The organism is Actinoplanes sp. NPDC051470, from assembly GCF_040682035.1.
In the GTDB taxonomy this organism is placed as follows: domain Bacteria; phylum Actinomycetota; class Actinomycetes; order Mycobacteriales; family Micromonosporaceae; genus Actinoplanes.
Genome location: NZ_JBFBAA010000007.1, coordinates 37171 through 63516, shown reverse-complemented (window position 1 = coordinate 63516; position 26346 = coordinate 37171). Strand labels below are relative to the sequence as shown.

At 70.5% G+C, this 26346-nt stretch carries 20 protein-coding genes and 3 tRNA genes; 12 read left to right on the top strand and 11 right to left on the bottom strand.

The annotated features are described in order from the left end of the window. Positions 1-26: 26 nt before the first annotated feature. From AB0M54_RS14855 to AB0M54_RS14845, 3 genes are all read right to left on the bottom strand, one after another. Positions 27-284, bottom strand: a complete 258-nt coding sequence (locus AB0M54_RS14855; protein ID WP_364471447.1) for a hypothetical protein — start codon at positions 282-284, stop codon at positions 27-29. 57 nt (positions 285-341) lie between these two features. Then, a complete protein-coding gene (locus AB0M54_RS14850; protein WP_364471444.1) occupies positions 342-1973 on the bottom strand; it encodes a VWA domain-containing protein in 1632 nt (543 codons plus the stop codon). Positions 1974-2139: 166 nt separating this feature from the next. Continuing rightward, positions 2140-3315: a GNAT family N-acetyltransferase gene (locus tag AB0M54_RS14845; protein WP_364471441.1), complete on the bottom strand. Its 1176-nt coding sequence runs from the start codon at positions 3313-3315 to the stop codon at positions 2140-2142. 378 nt (positions 3316-3693) lie between these two features. Here AB0M54_RS14845 and AB0M54_RS14840 point away from each other — a divergent pair. The 6 genes from AB0M54_RS14840 (at position 3694) to AB0M54_RS14815 (ending at position 9359) form a co-directional block, all read left to right on the top strand. Beyond that, positions 3694-3766, top strand: a tRNA-Gly gene (locus AB0M54_RS14840). Between the two features lie 39 nt (positions 3767-3805). Further along, a tRNA-Cys gene (locus AB0M54_RS14835) sits at positions 3806-3876 on the top strand. A gap of 16 nt (positions 3877-3892) precedes the next feature. Continuing rightward, positions 3893-3967, top strand: a tRNA-Val gene (locus tag AB0M54_RS14830). Between the two features lie 788 nt (positions 3968-4755). Further along, positions 4756-5892 carry an FIST N-terminal domain-containing protein gene (locus AB0M54_RS14825; RefSeq protein WP_364334222.1) on the top strand — a complete coding sequence of 379 codons (1137 nt, stop codon included), beginning with the start codon at positions 4756-4758 and terminating at the stop codon, positions 5890-5892. Between the two features lie 18 nt (positions 5893-5910). After that, a complete protein-coding gene (locus AB0M54_RS14820) occupies positions 5911-8118 on the top strand; it encodes an ATP-binding protein (protein WP_364471438.1) in 2208 nt (735 codons plus the stop codon). A gap of 74 nt (positions 8119-8192) precedes the next feature. After that, positions 8193-9359 (top strand): HD domain-containing phosphohydrolase, encoded by a 1167-nt coding sequence (locus AB0M54_RS14815; RefSeq protein ID WP_364334228.1) that lies wholly within the window; start codon positions 8193-8195, stop codon positions 9357-9359. Here the strand turns inward: AB0M54_RS14815 and AB0M54_RS14810 are convergent. Both AB0M54_RS14810 and AB0M54_RS14805 read right to left on the bottom strand, forming a co-directional pair. Further along, a complete protein-coding gene (locus AB0M54_RS14810; protein ID WP_364471435.1) occupies positions 9343-10557 on the bottom strand; it encodes an HDOD domain-containing protein in 1215 nt (404 codons plus the stop codon). The genes AB0M54_RS14815 and AB0M54_RS14810 overlap by 17 nt on opposite strands. Continuing rightward, positions 10554-12689 (bottom strand): ATP-binding protein, encoded by a 2136-nt coding sequence (locus AB0M54_RS14805; protein ID WP_364334234.1) that lies wholly within the window; start codon positions 12687-12689, stop codon positions 10554-10556. The genes AB0M54_RS14810 and AB0M54_RS14805 overlap by 4 nt, the downstream gene beginning before the upstream one ends. Before the next feature lie 244 nt (positions 12690-12933). Between AB0M54_RS14805 and AB0M54_RS14800 the strand changes: the two genes are divergently transcribed. Beyond that, positions 12934-14967, top strand: coding sequence for a 2Fe-2S iron-sulfur cluster-binding protein (locus AB0M54_RS14800; RefSeq protein WP_364471432.1), 2034 nt, complete (start codon positions 12934-12936; stop codon positions 14965-14967). Here the strand turns inward: AB0M54_RS14800 and AB0M54_RS14795 are convergent. The 3 genes from AB0M54_RS14795 to AB0M54_RS14785 form a co-directional block, all read right to left on the bottom strand. Further along, entirely contained in the window at positions 14928-15560 is a 633-nt protein-coding gene (locus AB0M54_RS14795) for a class I SAM-dependent methyltransferase (protein ID WP_364334240.1), read from the bottom strand. The genes AB0M54_RS14800 and AB0M54_RS14795 overlap by 40 nt on opposite strands. Before the next feature lie 4 nt (positions 15561-15564). Next, on the bottom strand, positions 15565-18927 hold the full coding sequence (locus AB0M54_RS14790; protein ID WP_364471429.1) for a TIR domain-containing protein: 3363 nt from the start codon (positions 18925-18927) through the stop codon (positions 15565-15567). 186 nt (positions 18928-19113) lie between these two features. Further along, entirely contained in the window at positions 19114-19662 is a 549-nt protein-coding gene (locus AB0M54_RS14785; RefSeq protein WP_364471426.1) for a hypothetical protein, read from the bottom strand. A 248-nt stretch (positions 19663-19910) separates the two neighbouring features. Between AB0M54_RS14785 and AB0M54_RS14780 the strand changes: the two genes are divergently transcribed. Together AB0M54_RS14780 and AB0M54_RS14775 are read left to right on the top strand one after the other, a co-directional pair. Then, complete coding sequence (locus AB0M54_RS14780; RefSeq protein ID WP_364471424.1) at positions 19911-21080, top strand: histidine kinase; 1170 nt, start codon at positions 19911-19913, stop codon at positions 21078-21080. Next, entirely contained in the window at positions 21080-21739 is a 660-nt protein-coding gene (locus AB0M54_RS14775; protein WP_364334251.1) for a response regulator transcription factor, read from the top strand. Before AB0M54_RS14780 ends, AB0M54_RS14775 begins: the two co-directional genes overlap by 1 nt. A 65-nt stretch (positions 21740-21804) precedes the next feature. Here AB0M54_RS14775 and AB0M54_RS14770 read toward each other — a convergent pair whose 3' ends face one another. After that, positions 21805-22716: a hypothetical protein gene (locus AB0M54_RS14770; protein ID WP_364334254.1), complete on the bottom strand. Its 912-nt coding sequence runs from the start codon at positions 22714-22716 to the stop codon at positions 21805-21807. Positions 22717-22995: 279 nt separating this feature from the next. Between AB0M54_RS14770 and AB0M54_RS14765 the strand changes: the two genes are divergently transcribed. Genes AB0M54_RS14765 through AB0M54_RS14755 form a run of 3 tightly spaced genes read left to right on the top strand, consistent with a single transcriptional unit; the run spans position 22996 to position 25037 of the window. Further along, positions 22996-23466, top strand: a complete 471-nt coding sequence (locus AB0M54_RS14765) for a nucleoside deaminase (protein WP_364471421.1) — start codon at positions 22996-22998, stop codon at positions 23464-23466. A gap of 24 nt (positions 23467-23490) precedes the next feature. After that, positions 23491-24372 carry a hypothetical protein gene (locus AB0M54_RS14760; RefSeq protein WP_364471418.1) on the top strand — a complete coding sequence of 294 codons (882 nt, stop codon included), beginning with the start codon at positions 23491-23493 and terminating at the stop codon, positions 24370-24372. Next, positions 24369-25037, top strand: coding sequence for an alpha/beta fold hydrolase (locus AB0M54_RS14755; RefSeq protein WP_364334261.1), 669 nt, complete (start codon positions 24369-24371; stop codon positions 25035-25037). The genes AB0M54_RS14760 and AB0M54_RS14755 overlap by 4 nt, the downstream gene beginning before the upstream one ends. Before the next feature lie 6 nt (positions 25038-25043). Here AB0M54_RS14755 and AB0M54_RS14750 read toward each other — a convergent pair whose 3' ends face one another. Then, the gene (locus AB0M54_RS14750) at positions 25044-25490 is read right to left on the bottom strand and encodes a hypothetical protein (protein WP_364334264.1); all 447 of its coding nucleotides are present in this window, start codon (positions 25488-25490) and stop codon (positions 25044-25046) included. A gap of 28 nt (positions 25491-25518) precedes the next feature. Continuing rightward, positions 25519-26331 carry a hypothetical protein gene (locus tag AB0M54_RS14745; RefSeq protein ID WP_364334267.1) on the bottom strand — a complete coding sequence of 271 codons (813 nt, stop codon included), beginning with the start codon at positions 26329-26331 and terminating at the stop codon, positions 25519-25521. Positions 26332-26346: the final 15 nt, after the last annotated feature.

The window sequence follows — 26346 nt, the reverse complement described above, 5'->3', positions numbered from 1 at the left end:
CCGCAATGCTCGCATATCGGACAGCGTTACTCGGCTGCGGCAGCCTCGGTCGGCTCCTCCTCGGTCGTCTCACCTTCGTGGACCGGCGACCCGGTGAGCAGCTCGACCTCCCAGCGCTCGATCAGCCCGTCGAGCTCCTCGTCGGTCTCGAGGTAGCTGCGCACCCGGACGCCCAGGCCCAGCTGGTTCGCGGCCCGCAGGTGCTCGGTCACTTCATCGATGCTCGTCAGGTAGTGCGTGGCAATGAGATCGGGCTGTACGAGGGTCTCGTCGAGATCAGTCACCGCACCAGGGTAGAAGGCGGCCGGACATCGATTCCCGTGGGACCTGTCCGTGGCGCCTCAGTGGTGCAGTCCACCCGCCACGACGTGGATGAACACCGCCGACACCTCGTCCGCCGACCGCAGCACGTCCACATAGCCGGCCACCGGCTGAAGCGCGTTCTCGACGACCTTCGCCTCGCTCACATCACCGAACGTGACCACACTGAGCAGCACCGGCCGCTTCGGGTCGGCCGCCTTGGCCAGCGCGGCCGCCAGTTGCGGCGCGGTCAGCGACTTCTCGTCCGACTCGTTCTTACCGTCGGTGAAGACCAGAACCTGATTGGGTACGCCGGACCGGTACGAGTCGCGAGCCGACCGGTACGCCGCCAGGATCGTGTCGTACAACCCCGTCCCAGTCTCCTGCGCGGTGAGCCGCCCGACCGACGCGCGTAACGCGCGCCGGTGACCGTCGGTCAGGGCACCCATCCCCAGCAACTGCTTGTAGTCACGGCTCCCGTCGAGCTCGCTGCCGAACTCCCACAGCCCCATCCGCGAGTCGTCCGGCAGCAACCCGCCCACCGACGACACTCCCCGCCGTACCAGAGCGATCTTGGATTGTGCGGAACCCGGTGTGTCGGCGGCCATCGAGCCGGACACGTCCACCGCCACCAGCAGGTCGGTCCGCCGGTCGGCCTGGTACCAGGTGGCGAAGACGTGGTCGACGTTGTGCGCCCCGAGCGCCCCCAGCGGCCTGGCCGACGGCGCCGGCAGCGACCCGACCGCCGCCTGCGCCTGCGCCGGCGTGCGAAGGCCGGCGTCCCGCAGCGGCTGGTCGGCCGTGGTCAGGCGCAGCCGGAGCCGTTCCAGCGCCGCCGCCCGGCCCGGGTCGGTGAGCGCCGAGGCCAGCGGATACCAGGTGTAGCGCAGCATCGCGGCGTGGTCGGTGCCCGGCAGCACGGCCGGCTTCGTCTTCGCCGCGGGGAGGGCCTTCGTCAGGGCGTACTCCGGGATCACCCCCACCTCGCCGGACCGCCCCGGCATGGCCGGCTCGCTTCCCGCGACGATCCTGGTGCGGTGTTGCGCCCGCGAGAGCCAGAGCGCGGACGCGTCCATGTCCCGGGCCAGCCAGACCGCCTCGGCCGGGGCGCCGGCGCCGAGCATGCCGTCGCCGGAGCCCTGCGGATCGCGGATCACCAGCCGCACCGCGCTGTCCGAGCCGACGAGCTGGGACAGCGCCAGCCAGCTGCCGCCCCGGTCCCGCAACTTCCTGCCGGTGGCCGGGTCGGTGACCATGTAGAGCGGGCTGGTGGCCAGCGTGGTGCCCGCGCCGGCCAGGGGCGCCTGGGCCAGGTTGAGCCGGCCCGCCGACCCCGACCAGGCCGCGTCGTCCGGGATCCAGACGTCGGCGCCGATCTTCTCGGCCTTGGCGATCGCGTCCCGGCCGTCGGCCACGGTCAATTCCACGCGTACGCACACATCGCCGCGGTCGAGTTGCGGCTGGAGCGCGGTCAGCACCGGCGCGAACGAGGAGGCGGTCACCACCCGCACCGGGTTCTCGCAGCCCAGCCGGGTCGAGTTGCCCGCACGCGAAGCATCGTCCCCGCCAAGCGCGGCGACACCGCCGGCCACCGCCAGCCCCGCGACCGCGACCACGCCGACGGCCGGGAGAATCCACCGGTCGACGCCGCGCCCCGCGCGATGCTTGGCCATCTGTGCTTTCCGTCCCTTGTCAGGCCCCGCCAGGCCCTGTGCGCTCCGATCATGGCCGGATCCGGAGCGTGCTGACAAGGTCTGTTCGGCCTGGTTAAGGGCTGTTCTTGCGCGGAGGTTCTTGCTCAGAAGCCCTTGCTCAGAGGCTCTGCTCAGAAGTTCTTGCTCAGAAGTCGGCGAACAGGTACGGCATCTCGCGTGGGAACATCGCCCGCAGCTTCTCGACGGCCGGGTACTCGATCTCGCCCAGGCCGCGGGACATCACCTCGACCGGATCCAGCACCCCGTACACCAGCGCACTGAGACCGGCGACGGTCAACCGCGCCTGCGACGCCCCGCCGGTGGTCACGCTGAGCTGGCCGCCGTCGCCGACCAGCCGGTGCACGCCGCCGATGAACGCGTCATCGACCACCTCGACGGTCACGTCACCGTCGAGCGCCGCGATCCCGTCCAGCCCCCGCATGTCCAGCACCCGAGCCATCGGCCCGCCGTGCGTGGGGAAGTCGACCAGCCCCTCGAGCGTCACTTCCAGGTCGGTGCCCCACAGCTCCGGCACCACATCAGCGCCGACCGACAGCGTCACCTTCCGGACCTGGTCGACGTGGCGCCCGAGGAACTGCAGCAGCAGAGCCCGCCCCAACGGCCCCGTGGCCAGCAGATCCCGCCCGTCGAGCACATCACCGAAATTCTTGATCTCGTACGCCAGAGCGCCGAGCACCTCGCCCTGTTCCGCGCGCGCCAGCGCCAGCCACACTTTCGCTTCCCCGAACTCCCGGGTGCGCAACTCGTCGAACAGCGCGAACCCATGCGTCTGCGCGCACATCCGGCTGAGCAGCCCCGTGTATTCGGCGAACCCCTCAGCCATCGGCACCTGCTCGACGTACCCCGGAAGTTCGACGGCAGGCAACCCACCAGGCGCAAACCCGACCCGCCGCCGCCGGGGCATCCCGACAAACCCGAACCGCCCATAGAACGACGGCCGGAACGGGTAGAGCGTGCTGACCACGGCCCCTTGATCACGCATCTGCCGCAGAAGCTGCCACAGCAGCTCCCGCACGTACCCCTTGCGCCGGCTCGCGGGTTGCGACGCAACCGACGAGACGCCGGCCATGTCCAGCACCCGCCCCCGAACATTCTGAAGCATCGGATAGGCCGCCACGCAGGCCACGGCCTCGCCACCCGTTTCCTCAGCCACCAGCGTCGTCACATGCTCGAAGTACCGCATCCGAGCCCGATATTTTTCCCGCAGACCCTCGAAGTCGGCAGTCGGCTCAAACGCGTAAGCGGTAAGCGGAAACACCACCTCAGCCCGCTCCGCCGCAGTGACCTGACGGATCTTCATACCCTTCATCTAATCGCGCCCCGCCCGCATCCGCTGCCCTCCACCCCCAACTTCCCCTCCGCCGCGCCCCTGGTCGTCTCCCGCACACCCTTGCGACTCAGCCGCCCCCCGCGCCTTACCCCTCCCCGCGCCTTACCTCTCCCCACGCCTTACCTCTCCTCGCGCCGGTCAGGCACCGTCTCCGCGCCGTGCCTCTCCCCGTGCTGGTCAGGCTCCCTCCCCGCGCCGTCATCCCCTCCACCCGTCCGCGCCGTCCGTGATCACCGCGTTTCCGCTGGTAGAACTCCATGCGACGCGCCGGGGGTACCCCGGTTTGGCAAGGGGTGCTGGGACCGGCTAAAGTTTCTCCTCGTCAGCCGGGAACGTGCCGGGGGACAAGCGGACGTAGCGCAGCTGGTAGCGCATCACCTTGCCAAGGTGAGGGTCGCGGGTTCGAATCCCGTCGTCCGCTCGGAGAGGCCGCCACAGCTAAACCGTGCGGGGTCAACTCGGTGGAGTGGCCGAGAGGCGAGGCAACGGCCTGCAAAGCCGTCTACACGGGTTCAAATCCCGTCTCCACCTCGGCGAATAGCCAAGCGGGCGATTGGCGCAGCGGGAGCGCGCTTCCTTGACACGGAAGAGGTCACTGGTTCGATCCCAGTATCGCCCACCAAATGAACAAGCAGGTCGCAGCGGGTTTCGCTCTTACGAGCGGGGCCCGTTTCCCGTTGATAGAGCCCATGTTCGGCCTGTTCCTCGACGACCCACTTCGCCCATGGGTTCCTGATGAGTGACAGCCGCGCCGGCTATCAACGGCTCAGCCCTTGGGTCAGGGCGCTCTGGGATGTCCCCACCCCGTTCTAGAAACATTGCGCACCTGAGGCCAACAGACCGCACTCGCCTGGTCCAGGTGGAGTGCCCCAGCGGACGAACGACCTGGACCAGGCGAGCGCGGCCCGGCTGAGCGAAGCTTGCGCGACGGGATGCCCCGTAAGGTTGGCCGGCCCCGCGCTTGGGAGAAATCTGGGAGACGATCTTGCAAGGTCGACGTCCTGAGCCAAACCCAACCGATGACGGCCAACGCTCTGGATCTCCGAATCGCAGGAAGTCAAGGTCGACAAGGATTAGTTCGCTACGGGTCGGTAGGCGGTCACCGACGCTGTCCTGTGTCTGGGCCGTGTCATCGACCGGATGGTTGTCGCCGAGGGCGCCGAGGCCCACGCGGAGTTCAAATACTTGCGCGAGCGCAGCTGCGACACGGTCCATGGCTACCCGCCAGGCCGTTGCAGGTCGGCCAGGTCACGGCCTGGCTTGCCGAGTCCGACCGATTCCGGCCGGGGCGCGCCGTCGCAAGTGCGTGATCCACGCTTCGCCGGGCCGGGCAACAAACAGTTCGTGGGGCTCATTCGCTGCCCGTTCCGGTCGAACAGTGCGTTGAGGGCCCGGATGCGAGGAGCGAAGATGTCGACGATGACCGAGCGCCGCAGCGGTGCACGGGTCACTCTGGCCTCAGCGGTGTCGCACGCGCAGGATGGGCGGGCCGCGGTGGGGGAGTTGGCCGAGGCGCTGGGACCGCACGCCGATGTCTACGCCGTGTTCGTGGCCCCGGGCTACGACCTCGACGCCGTGGGGGGTGCTATTCGCGACGCCTTCGGTGAGCGGGCTATCGGGTGTACCAGTTCGGGCAACATCACGGCCGACGGTTACGACAGTCGAGGGGTCTGTGCGGTCGCGCTGACCGGAGGCGGTCTCCGCGCCCGGACGATTGTGCTGCGGCCGTTGCATGACGCGGTGGCGGCTGTGGAGCAGGCGGGCGCCCAGCTGATGGCGCTTCGTTCCGAGATCGCGGGGCAGGACGGGTTCGCGATTCTTCTCGCTGATGGGCTCGCCCGTCGTGAGGACACGCTCGCCGCCACCTTGATGGCGACGCTGGGCGACGTGCCGGTGATCGGCGGCTCGGCCGGTGACGGCCTGGAGTTTCGGCGGACGGCGGTCTACCACGACGGCGGGTTCACCGATGATTGCGCGACGGTGACGTTTGTCGGGTCGGACGCGCCGTTCCGCCTGTTGCGGCTGCAACATCATGAGGCCACCGAGACCGTGCTGGTCGCCACCGACGTCGATCCGGAGCAGCGGATCATTCATACGCTCAACGGGCAGCCCGCCGCCGAGGCCTACGCCGACGCGGTGAACCAACCACTTCAGCACATCACGCCGGCGACGTTCTCCAGGCACCCGCTGCTGCTGGGGGCCGGCGGCTCCAGCTGGGTCCGCAGCATCGCGGAGGCCCGGCCGGACGGGTCGCTGAGGATGCTCGCCCGGGTCGACCTGGGTGATGTGCTGCGCCTGGGTGAGTCCACCGGGATGCTGGAAAGGCTGGACGAGGGAATCGCCGCGGTCCGCGCCGACCTGGGCTCGCTCGGCGGCATGCTGGTCTTCGACTGCGTCCTGCGGCGGCTCGAGTCCGAGGAGCGGGGCCTGGCCGACCGGATGGGAGGCCTTCTGGCCGCGAACCACGCCGCCGGGTTCAGCACGTACGGCGAGCAGTTCAACGGCATGCACATGAACCAGACACTTGTCGCCGTGGCGTTCGGCTGACTTGATCCCGGGAGCGACATGGTTGACGCGCTGAGCACGGTCGAGGACCGCGAACAGGTGACCGCCGAGGTGGCGGAGTTGCGGCGCACCGTGGAACGGCAGCGCCGCACCATCGATGCGCTGGTGGTCGCGGCGGAACGGCGGACCGCCGGGGAACCGGACAGCGCGGCGCTGGCCACCTGGCAGCGCAACCTGACGCTGCAACGACGGCTGGCCGAACGCACCGACCGCACCCGCGAGGCCGAACAGCTCCTCCGCGCGGTGATCGACTCCATCGACGCCGGCCTGTGCATCCTCGACGGTGACGGGCTCATCATCGACACCAACCAGGTGTGGAGCACGATGCTGGCTCGCGTCGGCGACGTCACCATCGACGCCGGCTGCTTCTTCTCCGTGGCCGCGGATCAGCCCGGCGGCCTCGGCGAATTGCTGACCGGGGCCGCTGACGCGCTCCGGCAGGTGCTCGCCGAGGTGGAGGTCGGTCCGGCCGGCGTGCGCCGGGTCGAGACGCGGGAGGGTCCGCGCTGGTGGCGGTTGCGAGTCGATCCGGTGCTGAGGCACGGCGCGGCCCGAGCGGTGCTCACCCTCACCGACGAGACGGCGGCGGTCCAGATCCAGGACGAGCTCCGTCACTCCACCCGCCACGCCGCCCGTCTGGCGCTGGTGGCCCGCCACGTGGACGACGGGGTGATGATCACCGACGAGCACGGCGTCATCGAATGGGTCAACAACGCCTTCACCCAGCTGACCGGCTACACCCTCGAGGAGGCGCTCGGCCGGGCCCGGGTCGACCTGCTCGGGATCGACGGCATGCCGCAGTTCGACCAGGAGGCGTGGGTCGCGAAGGGTTCCGTGGTGCTGCCGGAATTCGAGAGCCGCACCAAGGACGGACGCCGTTGCTGGCTGCGGGCCGAGCTCTACCGGGTGGTCGACGACGACGGCATCCTGCGGATCGTCGCCGTGGAACGCGACGTGACCGGCCGGGTCAAGGCGGAACGGTCGCGCCTGGCGGCCAAGGCGCGCGCCGAGGCGCTGGCCCACGAGCTGTCGATCGAGAAGGCGGTGCTCACCGGGGTCATCTCCGCCATTCCCCAGTTCATCTACTGGAAGGACGCGAACGGCCGCTACATCGGGCACAACGCCGCGTACCTCACCGCGCGCGGCGCCGCGGCCACCACCGACCTGGTGTGGAAGACCGAGGCCGAGATCGCTGTCGTGGACGATCTCGCGCCGATCCTGGGCGAGCTGGAGGCCCAGGTGCGCCGCCACGGCGCGCCCGTGGTGGATCACCACGCCACCGTCACCGGGCCGGGCGGCCCGCCGCGCACCCTGCTGATCAGCGTGCTGCCGCAACCCGATGCGGGCGGGGTGATCGGCATCGGCGCCGACGTGACCCGCATCGGTGACCTGGAGCGCCAGGTCAATCAGGCGAACCGGCTGGAGGCGATCGGTCAGCTCGCGGCCGGCATCGCGCACGAGATCAACACACCGATCCAGTTCGTCTCCGACAACACCCGATTCATCGAGCAGTCCTTCACCGAACTGCTCACGCTGGTCACCGCCGTGCAGCAACGGTTCGGGGACACCGACGAGCAGATCGCCGAGCTGCTGCGCGAGATCGACGCCGACTTCCTGCTCGCGGAGGTTCCGACGGCGCTGGCCGAATCGCTCGAAGGGCTGGAACGGGTCGCCCAGATCGTCCGGGCGATGAAGGACTTCTCGCATCCCGGCCAGGGCCGCAGCGACGTCGACGTCAACCGGGCCGTGGAAAGCACCAGCCAGGTGGCGCGCAACGAGTGGAAGTACCACGCCGAGCTGAGCCTGGAGCTCGGAGACGACGTCGGCCTGGTGCCCTGCTACGAGGGCGAGTTCAAGCAGGTCGTCCTCAACCTCATCGTCAACGCCGCCCATGCCATCGAGGCGGCCGGCCCTCGTGACGGCGGCGGCCTGGGGCACATCCGGATCCGGACCACCCGTCGGGCGGATGCGGTCGAGATCGCCATCAGCGACGACGGGACCGGCATGGACGAGGCGACCCAGCAGCGGATCTTCGACCCGTTCTTCACCACCAAGGTGGTGGGTAAGGGCACGGGACAAGGGCTGAGCATGGCGTACGCCAGCATCGTGCAGAAGCACGGCGGTTCGATCAAGGTCGATTCCAGCCCGGGTACGGGAACCACGTTCACCATCGGCCTGCCCGTACGGGTGGAGGGCGAAGCCGGTTGAACGCCATCCGCGGGGACGGAATGCGGTTACGTTGGTGGGGATGAGTCGCGATCCGATCGGGGGTGATCACGGCGATGGCTCTGCCACGCGTGCTGTTCGTCGACGACGAGCCGAATCTTCTCAACGGTCTGCGGCGCCAGCTGCGCCGTGACTTCGACGTGGTCACCGCCGTCGGCGCCGCCAAAGGGCTGTTCAGCCTGGGCCAGGAGGAGCCGTTCCAGGTGATCGTCTCGGATTTCCTGATGCCGGGGATCAACGGGGCCGAGTTCCTCGCGGCCGTTCGCAAAGCCGCCCCCGACGCCACGAGGATGCTCCTGACCGGTCACACCAACCTGTCGGACGCGGCGACCACGGTCAACGAGGGCGGGATCTTCCGGATGCTGCTCAAGCCGGTCGACCAGGAGATCATGACCAGTGCGCTACGAGACTGCGTGGCGCAGCACGAGCTCGTGGTCGGGCAACGGCAGCTGCTCGAGGAGACGTTGCGCGGCAGCGTGAACGCCCTGATGGACGTCCTGTCGCTGGCGAACCCCGCGGCCTTCGCCACGGCCACCCGCATGCGCCGCACCGCCGTCGCGATGCTGGACTCGGTGGAGGCCCCCGATCGCTGGGCGGTGGAACTCGCGGTGCTGATGTCGCAACTGGGCGCGGTGTCGCTTCCGCCGGCGGTGGTGGCCAAGCTCGGCACGGCCGAACCGCTCACCGCGAGCGAGCAGAACATGGTGGATGAGGCGCCGCAGGTGGCGGAACGGTTGACCGCCGCCATCCCGAGGCTCACGGCGGTCACCGAGGCGATCCGGCACTCGCGGGCGAACTGGGACGGCTCGGGGCCGCCCGGCGAGCGCCTGGCCGGCGATGAGATCCCCTTCGGCGCGCGCGTGCTGCGCCTCGTCCAGGACTACGACGCGCTGGTGGCCGGGGGTTCACCGCCCAACGTCGCCTGCCTCACGCTGCGGTCCGCCGAAGGACGCTACGACCCCGCGCTGCTCGACGCGCTGGACACCACGGCGAGCGACGACACCTCCGCGGCGGTCGAGGCGGTCAAGCTCGGTGCGGTGAAGATCGGCATGATTCTCGCCGCCCCGGTGTGCAGCGGTACGGGCATGCTGCTGGTCAACGCGGGCCAGGAGGTGACGATGAGCCTGATGAGCCGGCTGCGCAACTTCGCCGCCCTGGAGGACGGCGTCGCCGAACCGCTCCTGGTCTATTCGTCGAACGCCCTGGTCAGCGCCGCAGGGTAGTCCGCCACCGTTCGACGACCGCGCGTTCGTGCGCTCCGAGCTGCTCCTCGAAGGCGGCGCTGTCGTCGGCCGGCGCCCCGCACACCGTGCCGAGCTCGGCCTCGACCAGGCGGTGCGCGACCGCCACCGCCGACCTCGGATCGTCGACCGCTCCGGGCGTCGCGCCGGCGTGACCGGCCACGGACTCCACCACCGCGGCGGAAAGCCCCCAGAGGGCGAGCAGGTTGGCGCCGGCATCGCTGTGGCAGGTGCCGAGCGCGGCCCGCTCGATGTCGTCCAGCGTCAGCGGCTCTTCGGCGGCGTCGTCCGGCGTACCCGTGGCCTGGTCCTTGATCTTCAGCACTCCGGGGTAGTCCTCGTGGCGGGAGGAGGCCAGCACCAACTGGCCGACCTCGTGCAGCAGCCCCGCGGTGAACGCCTCGTTGTGCCACGGAGCCGGGCCGGCCAGTTCCCGGGCCAGGTGCGAGGTGTGCACCGAATGGTCGGTGAGCCGTTGGATCCAGTCGGTCGGCAGCACCCCGTGCGGATCGAAACTGCGGACGACGTCGTGCATCAGCACCAGCCCGCGTACCCGCTGGGTGCCCAGGAGCGCGACGGCCTGGACCACGCGGGTGACCTTGTGGCTGACCATCGAGGCCGACGAGTTCACCAGGTGCAGCACCTTGGCCGCGGCCGCCGGATCCTGTTCGATGATCGCGCCGACCGACTCGGCCGAGGCATCCTCGGCGTTGAGCGCCGCGATCAGCTCGATGACCAGCGAGGGTGCGCTGGGCAGGGAGCTGACCATGGAGACGTCGCGGCGGGCCGAGTCGTCGCCGGACGCGGCCTGCGCCGCGATGAGCCGTTCGAGGGTCTGCACCAGCTCGTCGCGGGCGGCGGGCTTGGTCAAGAACTGATGCGCCAGCGCGATGACCCTGAGCACGTCGTTCTCGCCGGTCTGGCCCGACAGGATCACCCGAGCGGTCCCGGGATACAGCGACTGCACCCGGCTCAGAAGTTCCCCACCGTCCATGCCGGGCATGCGGAAGTCGGACACCACGACGTTGCAGCGCCGGTTCTCCATCACGGCGAGCGCTTCGCCCGCTCCGCCGGCGAAGGACATGTCCCATCGGGCGCTTTCCTTGCGCAGCATGCGGCGTAGACCGTCGAGGATGCGTGGTTCGTCGTCCACGAACACCACGTGGGGCTTCTCGCTCATGGCACTACCTCCAGCTCGGACGACGGTGGCGCGGGCATGACCGCCTCGCCGATGGGCAGCCGCACCGAGAAGACGGTGCCGGCGCCGACTTCGGTGCGGAAGCTGATGGATCCGTGATGGCGGTCGACCACGAGGCTGCGCGCCAGAGCAAGGCCCTGGCCGGTGCCCCGGCCGACCTCCTTGGTGGTGAAGAACGGATCGAAGAGTTTGTCCGCGACCTCGGGCGGCACACCGGTCCCGGTATCGGCCACGTCGATGACGGCCTCGTCGCCGTCGCGCCGGGTGACGACCCGTACCGTGCCCCGGCCTTTCCCCGCCGCCTCGATGGCGTGTGCCGCGTTCACCACCAGGTTGAGCAGCGTCTGATTGATGTCGCCGACGTGGCAGCGCACCGGCGGCAGATCGGACAGCTCGGTCTCCACGTCCGCCACCGGCTTGATCTCGCCGGCCGCCACCACCAGCGTGTTGGTGACCAGGTCGTTGAGATCGGCCAAGCTCTTCGCCTCGTCGCCGGGATGGCCGAACGACTTCATCGCCCGCACGATCGTCGCCACTCGGTCGACGCCCTCGAGCGTCTGCCGCACGGCGGCGGGCACTTCCTCCAGGAGGAACTCGGCGTCGATCTCGCGCAGCAGCTCGGCCATGGGCTCGTCGCTGTCCGCGCGCTCGCGTACGGCGGTGACCAGGGTGAGCAGATCGGCGAAGGAGTCCTCGAGAAAGCGGATGTTGTCGCCGACGAACTGGATCGGCGTGTTGATCTCGTGCGCCACGCCGGCCGCGAGCCGTCCGACGGACTCCAGCTTCTGCGCGTGCCGCAACTCCATCTCCAGTCGCCGTTGCTCGGAGATGTCACGCGCGTTCAGGATGAGGCTGCGGGAGCCGTCATGCTCGGTGACGTACTCCACCACGACCTCGTACTCGCTCCACGGCTGGTCGTCCGATCCCCGTAGCCGGCAGGTCCGTGCGGCGGTCGAGGCGGCCGCCAGCACCACGTCGAGGTCCTCGGGATGAATGAGCCGGCGCAGGTCACCGCCGGTCAGGTCGGTGACGGGACAGCCCAGCAGCCGCCCGGCGGCGGGATTGGCGAGCCGGATCACGCCCCGCTCGCCGGCCAGGATCAGCGCATCCGAGGAGTTCTCCACGACGATGCTCAACCGGGATCGGCTCAGCAGCTGATCCAGGGTCAGCGCCGCCTCGTCGGCCAGGGTGAGCATGGCGGCCGACAGGTCGTCCGGACGCCGGTGCAACGCCGCCACCAGCAGGCCGAAGACGTCGCCCTGCACAGCCAGCGGAACGATCAGCAGCCGATCGTGCGCCGGCATGCTCATCGCCGCGGTGAAACGCGCGGCCGCGGCCCCGGTGATCATGGCCGTTTCACCCGGGTGCAGCCCGGCTCGCATCTCCGGGCCGAGATCGTCGAGTTCGATCGATCGGTTCAGCACGTCCGGGCCGGCCGAGCCGGCGTGACCGATGACGCGTACGGCGCTCGACGCGATCGTCGTCAGCAGGGCGCCGGCGACCGCCTCGTCGAGTCGCACGGCCGCCTCGGCCGCCGCCTGAGCCGCTTCCTGCCGGCTTTCGACGGCGGCGAACACCGCTCCGGCCGAGGCGACCACGCTCTCCCGGGCGGCGGCACGGTCACGGGCGCGCAAACCCTGCGCCAGGGTGTGGTTGATGGCCAGCCCGATGAGCGCGGTCACCGCCAGTGACACGGCGTCGGATGAGGGAACACCGGCCAGGAACACGCCGCCGGTCATCACGGCGACCACCGTCGCGGCCCCGAAAAGCTGATCCTTGCGGCGGCCGTAGAGGGCCCGGAAATTGATCCAGACGAAGAGCAGGCCGGTCGTGATGCCGTACCCCGAGGCGAAGGCCACCAGCCCGACACAGGGCAGCTCGACCAGCCAGCTCCACCACGGGAACCGCCCACGCCGGTATCCGATCACCAGCGACGCCTCGACCACCACGATCGCGGCCGCCGAGGCCCACGTCGGGACACCGCTGCCGGCATCGACGCCGTAGAACCCGATGGCCGCCCAGATCAGGCAGAACACGAGGAACAGCAGCCGCACCTGCCCCAGCATCGGGCGCGTGCGGGCCGTCAGCCACGCCGACCGGCGCACAGTCGTCACCCCACCCTCTCACCTGATCAACAACGGTCTCTCAGTCCTATCGGCCGGACTCCGGATCAGCGGAGGCATCAGGAGCCGTTTGTGCTCGGTGTTTCACCGATCGACCGGCAGAACGTGAGCAGCGGCCGCCGAAGGAGAGGGTGTACGGAGGTGCCCCCGGGGCGGCAAAAGCGAGTAGCCAGAGAACTGAGCTATTGCTCACAATAGTGAGGTGAACTGGGAAAATGCGCGTCGGCTGACTGCGGTGGATGAGGTTGAGGCGACGGTCGGGCGGCCGGCGGCCGTGATCATGCTCAAGCAGATCAGCGCCCTTGATGAAGGCTGCCGGACCATCCTTGACCTCTGCCCGGTCGCCGCCTTCGGCTATCGGGACGGCAATGGCATCGCGAGGACGACCTTCATCGGCGGCCGGCCCGGCTTCGTGAAGGTGCGCTCGCCCACGCGGATCTCCTTCACGATGGCCGAGGCCGGTCACCCGGACGGCCCGGTCTCGTTCTTCTTTCTCCTGCCGGGCGTCGGTGAGCTGTTGCGCGTCAACGGTTCGGTGGCGGCTCGCCAGGGTGCCGAGGTGTCCGTCGACATCCACGAGGCGTACGTGCACTGCGCTCAGGCCGTACTCCGGTCGCGCCTCTGGCATCCCCCGGCTCCGGGGCCGCCGGCGGCCGAGATCGCGGGGGAGGGGCCACTGTCCCGGCCCGGTGTCGCCGACTTCCTCGCCGCGGCGAAGTTCCTCGCGCTGTCCACCTGGGACTCGGCTGGCGGGAGTGACACCAGCCCGCGCGGCGACCGGGAGGCGGTGGCGCGGATCCTGGACGGTCGTACGCTGGTCATCCCTGACCGCCGGGGCAACAAGCGCGCCGACTCCCTGCACAACCTCCTGCAGGACGACCGGCTCTCGCTCGCCGCGCTCGTCCCGGGACGCGGCGGCGTGCTGCATGTCCGCGGTCGCGGCGCGATCACCGACGATCCCGCTCTGCTGGCGACCATGGCCCTGCGGGGGATGCCCCCGCACGCGGCGCTGCTCATCGACGTCGAGGACGCCGAGATCGCCGGCAATGACGCCGTGGCCCGGTCGGGGATGTGGGCCCGGGGCACCCACCTTGATCGCGGGACGGCGCCGGATCTGATGGCGATGGCGGGGCAACACCTCGCCGCCCGCTCGAAGGCCAGGGGTCTGCTGAAGGTCGTCGGGGCGATCCCGGGGCTGACCCGGCTGCTGCGCCTGGTGATGGACCGCGCCTACCGGTCGGGGCTGATCAAGGAGGGTTACGAGGAGGTGCGGACGGTCGAGGCCCTGCGGGAGGTGCGCATCGCCGACGTGCGGCGGGAGACGCCCAGCGTGGTCACGCTCGTGCTGGAGGACGCCGGCGGCAAGCGGGGGTCGTTCGATTTCCGGGCCGGGCAGTTCTTCACGCTGATCGCCGACATCGACGGGCGCCCGGTGCGGCGGGCCTACTCGGCGTCGTCGGCGCCGGGGTCGGCCCGGCTCGAGGTCACCGTCAAGCGCGTGGACGGCGGGCGGTTCTCGGGTCACGTACACCGGAAAGGTGACCGACTCGCGGTGCGCGGGCCGTCCGGGTCGTTCCATGTCCCGCCGCAGGCGCCGGACCAGCTCGTCCTGATCGCGGCGGGCAGCGGCGTGACGCCGATGATGAGCATCATCCGGGCGGCGCTGGGGCAGAGCCGGATCGCGTTGCTCTACAGCAGCCGTGACACCGATGAGGTCATCTTCGCCGCCGAACTGGCCCGGCTCGCGGCGGATCACCCGGGCCGCCTGTCGGTCACCCACGTGCTGACCCGGCGAGACGGACGGCTCGACGCGGACGGCGTCCGCCGCTGGATCACCGGGCTGTCACCGGCGAGCTCCGCCCACTACTACGTCTGTGGGCCGGAACCGCTGATGAGCGCCACCCACGGCGTACTCGCCGGGCTCGGTGTCCCGGACGACCTGGTGCACAGCGAGCGCTACATCAGCGGGGCCGACACCGGAACCGCGGCGACCTCGTCCCAGGAGCCCCAGGAGATGACGGTCGAGGCGGTCGGCACGGTGGTGGTCGAACCCGGCCAGACCCTGCTCGACGCCGGGCTCGACGCGGGCCTGCCGATGCCGTACTCCTGCACGGTCGGTAACTGTGGCGACTGCATGGTCCGCCTGGTCAAGGGGGAAGTCGTCCAGAACGAACCGAACTGCCTCACCTCACAACAGAAGGCCGAGGGGTACGCGCTGACCTGCGTGGGCTACCCACTGTCCGACATCGTCCTGCGGGTCAGCAGGTGAACCGCGGGAAACTGGCGGCGGTCCGCGGGCTCGGGCTGAGCCGTCAGACGAGCCACCTCGGCCAGCCCGGCGTCACGCAGCAACGCGGCCAGGTGATCGGGCCACCACCGGTAGGCCGGCGCGACCGTGTGGTCGTACACCTGGGTCGGGTGGTCCGGGCCGTCGGTTGCCGGGAAGCAGATCAGGAGGTGGCCACCGGGCGCCAGCACCCGGTGGAACTCGGCCAGGACGGCAGGAACTTCCGGCGGCGGGATGTGGATGATGGACCAGCGCGCGAGTACGCCGCTCAGCACGCCGTCGCCGATGTCCAGCGCTTCCATCGAGCCCACCGTGAAACCGAGTCCCGGATAGGCCTGGCGAGCCAACTCGATCATCGCGGGCGAGACGTCAACGCCGAGCGCGGCGACTCCCAGCTCGTCGAGATGAGCGGTGACGTGACCCGGTCCGCACCCCACGTCCGCGACTTGACCCGTTCCACATGCGGAGGCGAACGCCCCGAGCATCGCGCGATCCAGGGGAGCGTCACGCAGGGAGTCGCGGAACAGCTGCGCGTAGGTTTCGGCCACGCTGTCGTACGCGTTGAGGGCGTCCATGTCGTCAGCAGGTGGACCGGTAGGGGAGTTCGGGGATGTAGGTGGCCCACTCGGCGGCGTTGAGCCCGCGCCCGCTGAGGGTGCAGGCGTAGCCGGTCGGGTCGGCGGCCAGTTCCTTCGGCGCCGTGGCGTTCCAGAGGGTGATGGTCCGGCTGGGGGCGCCGTAGGTTCCGCCCGCGGCCAGGGTGCGGCCGTCGGGGCTGAACGCGGTGTTCAAGCTCTGCAGCTCGGGGATCTTGATGGTGGCGAACGGCACCGCGGTGCCGGGGTCGGCGATGTCCCACAGCATCAGGGCGTTCTCCAGGCCCGAGGTGGCCAGCGTGCGCCCGTCGGGGCTGAAGCCGAGCCACAGCACCATGTTGCTGTGGCCGGTCAGGGTGGCCAGCCGGTGCGGCTGGGTCGGGTCGGCGATGTCGAACAGCAGGGTCGACGGCTCGTCGGTGCCGGCGGCCAGGGTGCGCCCGTCGGGGCTGAACGCGAGCGACTGGGCGCTGTAACCGCTGAACTCGGTGATCGCGATCGACGTGAGCCGGACCGGGTCGGAACCGTCGGCGAGCCTCCACAGGGACACGTTGGTGCCCTCGCTGACCGCCATCGTGTGCCCGTCCGCCGTGAACGCGATGGCCGACAGGTCCTTGCGGAGGGTCAGCTCGGCGATGCGGTCGGGCTCCCGCCGGTCGGCCAGGCTCCACAGCGTCGTCCGGCCGTCGCTGTGACCGATGGCCAGGGTCGTTCCGTCCTTGGTGAGCGCCACCGCGTACACCTCGGTTCCGGGATCCTCGATCTTGGACAGGAACGCGGGCTCGCCGGGGCGGGTCATGTCGAGCAGCGTCACCGACTTGTCGGCGCCGAGCACGGCCAGGGTGCGGCCGTCCTCGCTCAGGGTGATCCCGTCGACCTTGCTGTTCCGCAGCGGCCAGGGGGTGCCGCGGACGGGGCCGGCCGAACCGGACAGGTGCCACGGCACGGCTGTCCCGTCCCGGCCCGCCGCGATCAGGGTGCCGCTGTCCGGCGTGAAGGCCAGACCGACGATTCTTGCGGGTACGGGACCAGGCGCCGTGGTCGCCTCCGGCGCGAACCGGCCCCTGATCGCCCACAACGTCGCCGTCTCGCGGAAGCCGGCGGTGGTCAGCGTCCGCGAGTCCGGACCGAAGGCCATCGACGTCACCGGGCCACCCCGGACGGCCAGGACGGCGATCTTCATGGACAGCCACGGCCAGCTGCCGCCCTCGACGCCGTACACCTCGGCGGTCCCGTCGGTGTCACCGAGGGCCAGCATGGTCCCGTCGGGGCTGAACGCCATCGACCGGAAATGGCCGTCGCCGACGCCCACGTTCATGTAGCTGCCGTTCACCGGCTTGGCCGGGTTGCTCAGATCCCAGAGCCACACGGCGTCGTCCGCCCCCTCGACGGCCACCATCGGCTGCTTCGGGTTGACCTCGATCGCGGCGTCGCCGGACGTCTTGTCGCCGTACAACAGGTGCAGCGCGGCGCCCCGCACCGGCTTGGCCGGGTCGGCCAGGTTCCACACGACGACCTCGGCGCCGCTGGTGACCCCGATCCGTCCGTCCGAGCTGAACTTCAGCGGGTACGCGGCCGGCAGCGTCGCGAGCTGGGCCGGGGCCGCGCTCACGTCCCACAGGACGGTGTTCTTGTCCCGGTTGCTCGTCGCGACGGTGTGCCCGTCCGGGCTGAACGTCACGGCCATGATCCCGGCGGCGTCGGTCAGCGTGGCCAGCTTCTCGGGGCGCGCCGGTTCGGCCACGTTCCACAGCACCGCGTCGGAAATTCCGTCGAAGACCGCGAGGGTACGCCCGTCCGGGCCGGCCGCCAGCGTCTTGTCCTCGCCCCCGGCCCTCGTGTCCTCCGGCAGCGTGGCCAGGCGGGCCGGCTTCGTGGGGTCGGCCGTGTTCCAGAGCGACACCTTCCCGTCCGTGCCGACCGCGGCGACCACCTGGCCCGCGCCCGGCGCGACAGCGGTCACGCCGGCCAGGGCGCCGGCGTAGCGCGTCGACATGACCAGGTGGCTGAGCTGCTCGTTGGTCTCCGCGGTGGGGTGCACGCCCTGCGCGGCGGCCGCGAGCCGGAGGGCCTTCCTCGGATCATCCGCGATCATCGCGCGGGCCCGGCCGACCAGCCGCTGATTGATCACGATGCGCTGCTGAAGCGCCGCGGCCTCCCGCTGGCGGCGGGCCTCCGCGGTCGCCTCCCGGGCCTCCTCCGCCGCCTCGCGGGCCAGCTTCTCCTGCCGCCGGCGCTCCTGGTCGGCCTGCTGGGCCAGCTCACGGTGGTGCTCGGCGATCCGCTCCTGCGCCGTCGCCCGCGCCTTGGCCTGGTTGGCCAGCTCCTGCTGCTGCCGGGCATTCGCCTGCTGCTGCTTCGCGTCGGCCTTCTGCCGCTCGGTCTCCCGGGTGGCGTCCTGGGCCAGCGCCCGCTGCCGTCCCGCGTTGGCCTTCTGCCGATCGGCGTCGGCCTGGTGCCGCGCCGCGTTGGCCTGCTCGCGGCGCGCCTCGGCGGCGGCGTCCTGGGCCAGCGCCTGCTCCTGGCCGGCGAGCACCTTCTGCCGGCGGGTCTCGTCGGCCGCGGCCTTCGCCCGGCCTTCCAGCAGCACGGCGTTCTCCTGCTGCCGCCGCGACTCCTCCGTCGCACGCTCCGCGGTGCTGCGCTGCTCGGACGCCACCTGCTGCTGCTGACGCGCCTCCGACGCCGCCTCACTGGCCTTGCCGGCGTTACGCACGGCGATGACCCCGGTCAGGGACGCGACCAACGTCAACAGCACCAGCGTCGCCGCCGCCACGGCCGACAGCCGCCGGGCCCGCCGATGCTGCCGTACGTCCTCGCCTTCGAGATCGTCCTTGCTGACCCCATGCATGGGCGCCGCGAGCTGGGCGATCGCATCCCGGAACCGGACGTGCTGAAGGCTGAGGTGCAGGTCGTCCCGGGCCCACCGCAGGTCCAGATACAGCGGCTCCTCGGCGAACACCCCCCGCAACGCGTCCGGCACCGCCGTGGAGTCCAAGGTGAAATCCCGGCGTACGGAATCCCAGCGCCATTCACCGTCGGTCACCACCGGCAGGATCAGGTCCGGCGACTTGGTGGCCACCCAGTGCTCGATCTCCCGATTCACCCAGGGCGAGGCGGCCGCCTCCGGGGAGGCGAGCAGCACGAAGTGCCGGGAGCCGTCCATCGCCTCCTGAATGGAACTCCACAGCTTGGGCGTGACCGCCAGCCCCGTCTGATCCCGGAAGATCCACAACGCCCGCCGCCGATGCCAGGGCTTCGCCAACCGGTGCAGACCTCGCTGAACGGCCGGTGCGAGCCGCCCGTCGGCGGCATGACTGTAGGAGATGAACCCATCGAACGGCATAACGGTCCCCGTGCTCGGTGTTGTCGGCGCGGTGGCCGATTCTCCACGTCACCGGCCTGCGGGTAAAGCGACCGAGCCCCCGCCGGACACGCCGTTGCGGCAGCACTGCGCCACGTGATTTGATCTACATGGCCGGGCATCTCCCCCCGTGGATGCCCGGCCATCTCCATGCCCGGCCCCGGCGTGCTATTCGTGACGGCCCGCGGCCGGTCCGAGACGGATGGCCGAGATCAGGAAGAACACCCCACCGAGGACCGCGTATCCCGTGAGGTTGATCAGCGACGGGTCGTCCTGGCCGGCCGAGGCGATGAAGGATGCGCCGGCCAGGACGGAGATCCCGCCGCTGAGGATCATCGGCCACTGCCCGCCGAGCCGGCGCCGTCGCAGGGCGACCACCAGTTGCACCGCCCCGGCCAGCACAGCCCACGCACCCCACACCCGCAACACCGCCGGGATGCCGGACGCGGCCGCGACAGCCAGCCCGACCGCCGCGAGCGCACTGAACACCACGTTCAGCACCAGCTCGCGGGTCCGCGACGACCGGGCGTCCACGACCGCCGCACCCACGTCGAACAGCGGATAGAGCACCAGCAGCACACCTGCGGCGACACCCAGGTCGGAACCGGTCAGGGCCAGCAGGCCGGCCCAGACGGCAGCAAAGCCGAAGCGTACGAAATAGAGCCGGCGCAGCGCGGGCGCGGTGCCCGACGGCCGGGTTTCCGCGGCGGTGGTCATCGGGTTCCCCGATCGGCCCGCTCGATCAGGCGGGTGTGCGGGTTGCTCGAGATCGGGGACCGGCGGGACGACGGACGAAACATGTTTTCCTCCACGGAGAGAACGAGGTCGCGGGAGGAAGTCTGGATCGGCCCGGGCCGGGGCACGTACTTCGAACGAAGTAGTTTCACCATCCGCCGCGGTCGAGGTGGGCCGGTCTACATCATTCGGTGTACACGGCCGCCGACCGGATGAACGATGATCAGGTCATGGTCACGGTGCAGAACCATCACGCCGGGCTCGCGGCGCCCCTGTGGATCCGCCGCCCCGAGGTGGTGCACCAGGTCGCCTACTCCGTGGCCGGGCTGGTCCTCACCGGTCAGATCGTGGCCGTGGTCGTGGGGGGATCGGGCTGGCCGACCGCCCTGGCCGTCCTGCTCGCCGGTGGCGGTATCGCCCTCTCGTGGGGGAAGCCGTGGGCGGGACTGGTCGTGACGAGCGCCGCGTCCTTCGCCGTCACCGCCGTGGGCCAGGACCCGCTGTCGGTGTGGATGATGGCCGTGTTCGTGCTGTTCTCGGTCACCTTCCGGGGCAGACAGCCGGTGGTCGCCACCCTCGTCGTGGCGGTGTTCTTCCTGGGCACGCTCATCACCTTCGGAGGCTTCCGCGGCGGCATGATCGTCGGGGCCGCCGCCCTGTTCTCGGCCATCGCTGGCGGGGCGACCGGGGTCGCCCTGCGCCTGCACCGGGACCACTGGTGGGCCTTGGAGGAACGGGCCGAGAACGCCATCGCCACCCGTGAGATCGAAGCCACCCGGCGGGTGACCGAAGAACGGCTGCGCATCGCCCGGGACCTGCACGACGTCATCGGCCACCAGGTCGCCATGCTGAGCATGCATCTCGGTGCGGCCGAGATCGGGCTGCCCGACGACGCCCGATCGTCCCGGCAGGCCCTCGTCGCGGCGAGATCCTGCGCCCGTACCGTCGTCCTCGAGTCACAGCGGATCCTCGCGCTGCTGCGGCGCGGAGACGACACCTCCGACGACGAGGCGCTCCGGCCGACCCCGGCCCTCAGCGGCCTGCCGGGGCTCATCGCCTCGTTCGAGAGCATCGGTCTCGACGTCGAGCCCTCCATCGACCTGCCCGCCGGTTTCGTGGAGCCCAGCGTCGGGGTGACGGTCTACCGGGTCGTGCAGGAAGCCCTGACGAACGCCTACCGGCATGGAGAGGGAACGACAACGGTGGACGTACGCGAACACGACAGCAGGGTCCACGTCACCGTGGAGAACCGCATCGGTGCGGCATCCCGCGGCAGCGGGCTCGGACTCGTCGGGATGCGCGAACGCGTCGAGGCCTCCCACGGCAGGCTGACCATCGGCAGCGACGGCGGGCGGTTCCGGGTCAGCGCGGAGTTCAGCCCGCGCGGAGACGTCGTCTGATGACCCGGATCCTGATCGTCGACGACCAGGACGACATCCGGGCCGGCATCCGGGCGATGCTCCAGCTCGACCCCGGCCTGGTGGTGGTGGCTGACCTTTCCGACGGCCTCCAGGTCCTCCCGTTCCTGCGTGATCATCCCGTTGACCTGGTGCTGATGGACATCCGCATGCCGGGTATCGACGGTGTCGAAGCCACCCGCCGGATCCGCCAGGAACACCCCGCCGAGAAGCTGCGGGTGATCGTGCTGACCACCTTCGACCAGGACGACATCGTCCTCGCCGCCCTGCGCGCGGGCGCCAACGGCTTCCTGAGCAAGACCGTGAGCCCGGCTGAACTCGTCGCCGGAATCACCGAGGTCGTCAGCGGTGGCGGCGCGCTGTCCGCCGCGGCGACCGCCGCCCTCATCGGCCACATGACCGACAGCCCGCCCCCGGCGATCGACAAGGAACTGCGGCGCCGCTTCGACGCCCTGACACCCCGGGAGCGGGACGTGATCGTCCTCGTGGCCGGCGGCCTCAGCAATGACGAGATCGCGGCCAGGATGGTCGTGTCACCGTTCACGGTCAAGACGCATGCGGTACGGGCCATGACGAAGGTTGGCGCCCGTGACCGGGCCCAGCTGGTCTCGTTCACCTTCCGCGCTGGGCTGTACCCCTGATCGGTCCACAACGGTGCCGGCCGGCGCGACAGGAGCCGCGCCGGCCGGGATGGCGGGTGGTCAGGTCAGCAGACGCCGAGATCTGTCCACGAGGTGGTGCTGGTGCCGGGGCGGACGCCGGTCGAGGTGGCGGCCGCGCGGTACTTGCGCTGGTTCCAGTAGACCTGGGTGTTGACCGAGTAGGTGGTCTTCGGCGACCAGACCGGGCCGGTGCAGGCGTTGCTCGGCGGGGAGCAGGACTGCCACGTCGCGGGACTGGCCGTGTAGTTGACGTTGCGGAACTCGTAGTTCGGCTGCTCGTCGACGAAGCTGAAGGCCGAGCCGGTCAGGTTGGTCCAGGCGCCGCTGTTGATGCGGGCCTTCTGGCCGAGCATCTTGGTCGGGTTGGTGCAGGACACCACGGGCTCGACGGCGCCGCCGTCGGCGAACGTCTCGATGTCGTGGGTGTACATCTCCGGGCCCTCGGCTCGCGGCAGGTCCTGCATCAGGTAGCGGTTGCCGACGCCGTCGTTCATGTTGACGTACAGGCAGATGTACGGACCGCTGGCACTGAACGCCTTGCTGGCGGTGCAGTACTCGTACGTGAACGTGACCTGCTTGCCCACCGGCAGGTTGGAGCCCCAGTTCAGGCAGCGGCCGCCGCTCTCCCACAGGACCGTGCAGTCCGGGTTGTTGCCGGTCTGGCCGTTGTCGTCCCCGTAGTAGTAGACCCACCAGCCGTCGCCGGTGTGGTAGATGCCGCCCTCGATGTTCGAGAACCACTGGCCGACCACGCCGTCGGCGTTGTTGGTGAACGCCGGCACCGTCCAGGAGACCTGCCAGCCGCGCACCGAGGCCAGGTCGGCGTTCGCGTAGTGGGTCCTCAGCGCATAGACGCCCTGGGTGCCCACGGTGCCGGGTGGCGGTGGCGGGTGTGGCACGGCCGAGGCCGGCGCCGCCGGGCCGGCCACGACGGCCACCATGGTCGCCAGAAACATCCCGAAGATCAACGACAATTTCCGTGTACGTGACACAGTGCTCCTCCTGCGGAAGCTGCTCGTTGGCAGCCGGTCAAGCGGCAGCACACCCCCGTGCTGAACCGCGGGCACACGCCATCGCGCGCCCTGGACGGCAGTAATCAGTCATTCCCCCGTGTGGCCAAGAAAGATGTCCATCGATCCGGCTCGGTCAGCCTATAGCGGCAAGGTCCATCCGCGACACCCCGTCCCATCGAGATGCCTCGATATAAAGGGATGGCGGTCGGTCAGACTGGGGGGATGACGACCGAATACCTCAGGCGCTGCCTCGACCTCGCCGCCCAGGCCCTTGCCGAGGACGACGACCCGTTCGGGTCGGTGCTGGTCGGGCCGGACGGCGACGTGCTGGCCGAGGACCGTAACCGGGAGACCAGCTCGGCCGACCCGACCGCCCACCCCGAGCTGGTCCTGGCCCAGTGGGCGGCCAAGCACCTGCCGCCCGACGCCCGCGCCGCCTCGACCGTCTACACCTCGGGGGAGCATTGCCCGATGTGCGCCGCGGCCCACGCGTGGGTCGGTCTCGGCCCGATCGTGTACGCCGCGTCCAGCGCCCAGCTCGCCGGTTGGCGGGCCGGCTGGGGCCTGCCTCCGTCGCCGGTCACGACCTTCCCGATCACCGCCGTGGCGCCGGGGATCGTCACCACCGGCCCGGTGCCGCCGTTCGACGACGAGGTGCGCCAGCTGCACGAACGCCGCGCCCGGTCGCGCTGACAAGAGCCTCGATATCATCGCCGGATGAACTCGTTCACGGGCGGTCCGGACGCGATCGACGAGATCGAACGGACCGCCCGCGAGTGGGTCGCCGCCGAGCAGCTGCGTGACCTGGTGGCGATCTTCGAAGGTCAGATTCCACCCTCGGGTACGCGTGAAGCGCTCGCGTGGCTGGACGAGTTCTCGGCGCGCGAGTGGGACTTCCGGGGTGGTCGGGAACGGTCAGCGATGAGGCTGCGCGACTTCGAGCCCGGGGTCGCCGCCACGATCACCCGGTCGCTGCGGGGCCTCGGGCTGACCGGCCGCTCGACGCCGGCCCGCGACCGCTACGACCGGATGCTCATCCTCGGCGGCGGCGCCCCGGCCTGCTTCTGCCGCCCGGCTTTCGCCTCGGCCCTGATCGCCGGCGGCCTCGAGGTCGGCGGCGTCGCGGCGCTCGGCAGCGACCGCCCGTTGCGCCAGGTGGAGCGGCAGTTCCTGGCCGCCGCCGGCGCCGCCGGCCGCACCGAGGCCGAGGCGATCGAGGCGGGCGCCCGGGCCGCCTTCGGAACGGCCGGCGCCGAGGTCATCTGCGCCGGCCGCGGCGAGCCGGCCACCAGGGCCAACACGGCCGACACCTACGACGCCTGGCGGGCCGCCGACCCGGGCGGCCACGAGACCATCCTGATCGTGACGACCGACATCTACGTCCCGTTTCAGCACCTCGACGCCGTACGCAAACTGGGTCTCGCTTCGGCCTGCTCGATCGAGACGATCGGCGTCCCCGCGGGATTCGAACTGCCGAACGGCTACCGCGTGTCGTTCACCCTCGCGCACTACCTGCAAGAGGTCCGTTCCGCCATCCGCTCCCTGCGCCGCCTGCTCGCCGCGGTGGACGGCGACGGCACGATCGCTGACTCCCGGTGAGCCCGCCCGTCACCCTGGCGCTGGTGCACAGTCCGCTGGTCGGGCCGCTGACCTGGCGCGCGGTGGCGGCCGAGCTGTCCGGCGAGTTCGGCGTGGTCGTTCCGTCGGCGGCCGGCGCCACCCAGCGGGAGATCGCCGAGGCGGTCGCCGCGTCCCTCGACGTGGACGGGCCGGTGATCCTGATCGGACACAGCGGCGCCGGTCGGTTGCTGCCGCGCATCGCCCGGGCGGTCCGGTCGCCGGTCGCGGGCCTCATCTACGCCGACTCGGCGCTGCCGGAACCGGGTCGCTCCTGGATGGACACCGCGCCGCCCGAGCGGGCCCGGCACCTGCGCGGCCTGGCCGAGGACGGGATGTTGCCGCCGTGGCACGAATGGTTCCCGCCCGAGGTGCTCGCGGAGACGGTGCCCGACCCCGGGGTGCGGTCCGCCTTCGTGCGTGAGATCCCGCGGCTGCCGCTGGGCTACTTCACCGAGCCCGGCTCGCCGGACCGGTGGACCGGACCGGCCGGCTACCTGCTGCTCAGCGAGGACTACCGGGCCAGTGCCGAGCAGGCGCGGCGGGCCGGGCTGCCGGTGGCCGAGGTGGTCAGCCACCACCTGGCCATGCTGACCGACCCGGTCGCGGTCGGCGCCGGCCTGCGCGAGCTGGTCGCGAGGTGGTAGACGAGGTCAGGCGACCGGGGTGGTCTGAAGGGCGTCGGCGAGGGCCTGGGCGTTCTTCCTGTCCGAGCGCGGGAAGGTGAGCGAGAGGCCGTCGCCCTGGTCGCCGAAGGCCAGGCGGAGCAGGCTCATGAAGCCCATCTGCACCTCGACCAGGCGGACCTGGTCGCGGGGGATCTCGCCGAGGATCTTCTTGCCGGGGCCGCCGAGGAAGGTCTGCGGCAGGAAGAACACCCGGCGGTCGGTGACCACCGGGAACTGCTTCGCGCCCGCGGTCGCCAGGTGGGCGCCGATCGCGCCGCCGGCCTCGAGCAGCAGGCCCTGCTTGAGGGCCGTGCCCATCCGGCCGGCCGAGAACTTACCGACCATCGCCCGGGCCGCGGCCAGCGGCGTCTCGCCGGGCTGGAGGTGGGGGGCGACGATCTCGAACGCGCGGTTCTGCAGCTTCAGATTCACGTCCACGGAGGATAGGGCACGCTCGAGCCTAGATCTTCTCCGGCTCGCGGTGTTCGGACAGCAGACGGCTGAAGGAGTTGTGGAAGATCTGCAGGCCGGAGAGGCCGGGCATGGCGCTCAGGCTGGCGTCGAGGCGGCGGGCCTCGGCCACGCCGGCCTCGCCGCTCATCAGCTGGTTGAAGACGAAGACGACCTCCTCGCGCGGCTGGATCGAGGAGCCGACCGGCTGCCAGACCTTGTCGAGCAGGAACCGGGTGATGATCTGGGCCTTGCGGCTCGCGGCCAGGCGCTTGCGGGCCTGCGACACGTAGAACGCGACGTGCTTGCTCTCCTGCTGTGCGATGCGGCGCAGCAGTTCGGCCAGCACCGGGTCGGATTCGAGAGCGGCCATTCTCTTGTACGCCGAGACGGCCGTGTATTCGTTGGCCGCGCCCCAGGACATGTGCACGGCGATGAAGTCCTTGCCGACCAGGCGGCTCAGCGCCGACTGCCCGGCCGGGTCGAGGTAGTCGCGCCAGCCGAACTTCAGCCGGTTGGCGCGCAGCTGGTCGAAGCCGATCTCGATGCCGTGCATGCGGAGCACCGTGGCGAGCGCCTCGCCGTGCCAGAACTCCTCGCGGTTCCACGTCACCATGAACCGCGCGACGTCGTCGTCGGTGTGTGACGGCGTGGTCAGCAGGTCACGGGTGTAGCAGATGGTGTGGTACTCGACGTCGGTCATGTAGCGCAGGGTGCGCAACGTGTCCGCTGGGAGCGGGTGGTCGCGGAAGTGGTCGAGGTCGAGGTCGTCCCATCGCACGGCGCGGGATCCGGCCGCGTACTCGTCGATGTCGAAGGCCATGTCGAGACGCTACCT

Bases quoted from the DNA above. Each gene is read 5' to 3' on its own strand.
- AB0M54_RS14850 (WP_364471444.1), bottom strand. From the start codon at position 1,973: ATGGCCAAGCATCGCGCGGGGCGCGGCGTCGACCGGTGGATTCTCCCG.
- AB0M54_RS14845 (WP_364471441.1), bottom strand. From the start codon at position 3,315: ATGAAGATCCGTCAGGTCACTGCGGCGGAGCGGGCTGAGGTGGTGTTT.
- AB0M54_RS14825 (WP_364334222.1), top strand. From the start codon at position 4,756: ATGTCGACGATGACCGAGCGCCGCAGCGGTGCACGGGTCACTCTGGCC.
- AB0M54_RS14820 (WP_364471438.1), top strand. From the start codon at position 5,911: ATGGTTGACGCGCTGAGCACGGTCGAGGACCGCGAACAGGTGACCGCC.
- AB0M54_RS14815 (WP_364334228.1), top strand. From the start codon at position 8,193: ATGGCTCTGCCACGCGTGCTGTTCGTCGACGACGAGCCGAATCTTCTC.
- AB0M54_RS14810 (WP_364471435.1), bottom strand. From the start codon at position 10,557: ATGAGCGAGAAGCCCCACGTGGTGTTCGTGGACGACGAACCACGCATC.
- AB0M54_RS14795 (WP_364334240.1), bottom strand. From the start codon at position 15,560: ATGGACGCCCTCAACGCGTACGACAGCGTGGCCGAAACCTACGCGCAG.
- AB0M54_RS14790 (WP_364471429.1), bottom strand. From the start codon at position 18,927: ATGCCGTTCGATGGGTTCATCTCCTACAGTCATGCCGCCGACGGGCGG.
- AB0M54_RS14785 (WP_364471426.1), bottom strand. From the start codon at position 19,662: ATGACCACCGCCGCGGAAACCCGGCCGTCGGGCACCGCGCCCGCGCTG.
- AB0M54_RS14780 (WP_364471424.1), top strand. From the start codon at position 19,911: ATGGTCACGGTGCAGAACCATCACGCCGGGCTCGCGGCGCCCCTGTGG.
- AB0M54_RS14775 (WP_364334251.1), top strand. From the start codon at position 21,080: ATGACCCGGATCCTGATCGTCGACGACCAGGACGACATCCGGGCCGGC.
- AB0M54_RS14770 (WP_364334254.1), bottom strand. From the start codon at position 22,716: ATGTTTCTGGCGACCATGGTGGCCGTCGTGGCCGGCCCGGCGGCGCCG.
- AB0M54_RS14765 (WP_364471421.1), top strand. From the start codon at position 22,996: ATGACGACCGAATACCTCAGGCGCTGCCTCGACCTCGCCGCCCAGGCC.
- AB0M54_RS14760 (WP_364471418.1), top strand. From the start codon at position 23,491: ATGAACTCGTTCACGGGCGGTCCGGACGCGATCGACGAGATCGAACGG.
- AB0M54_RS14745 (WP_364334267.1), bottom strand. From the start codon at position 26,331: ATGGCCTTCGACATCGACGAGTACGCGGCCGGATCCCGCGCCGTGCGA.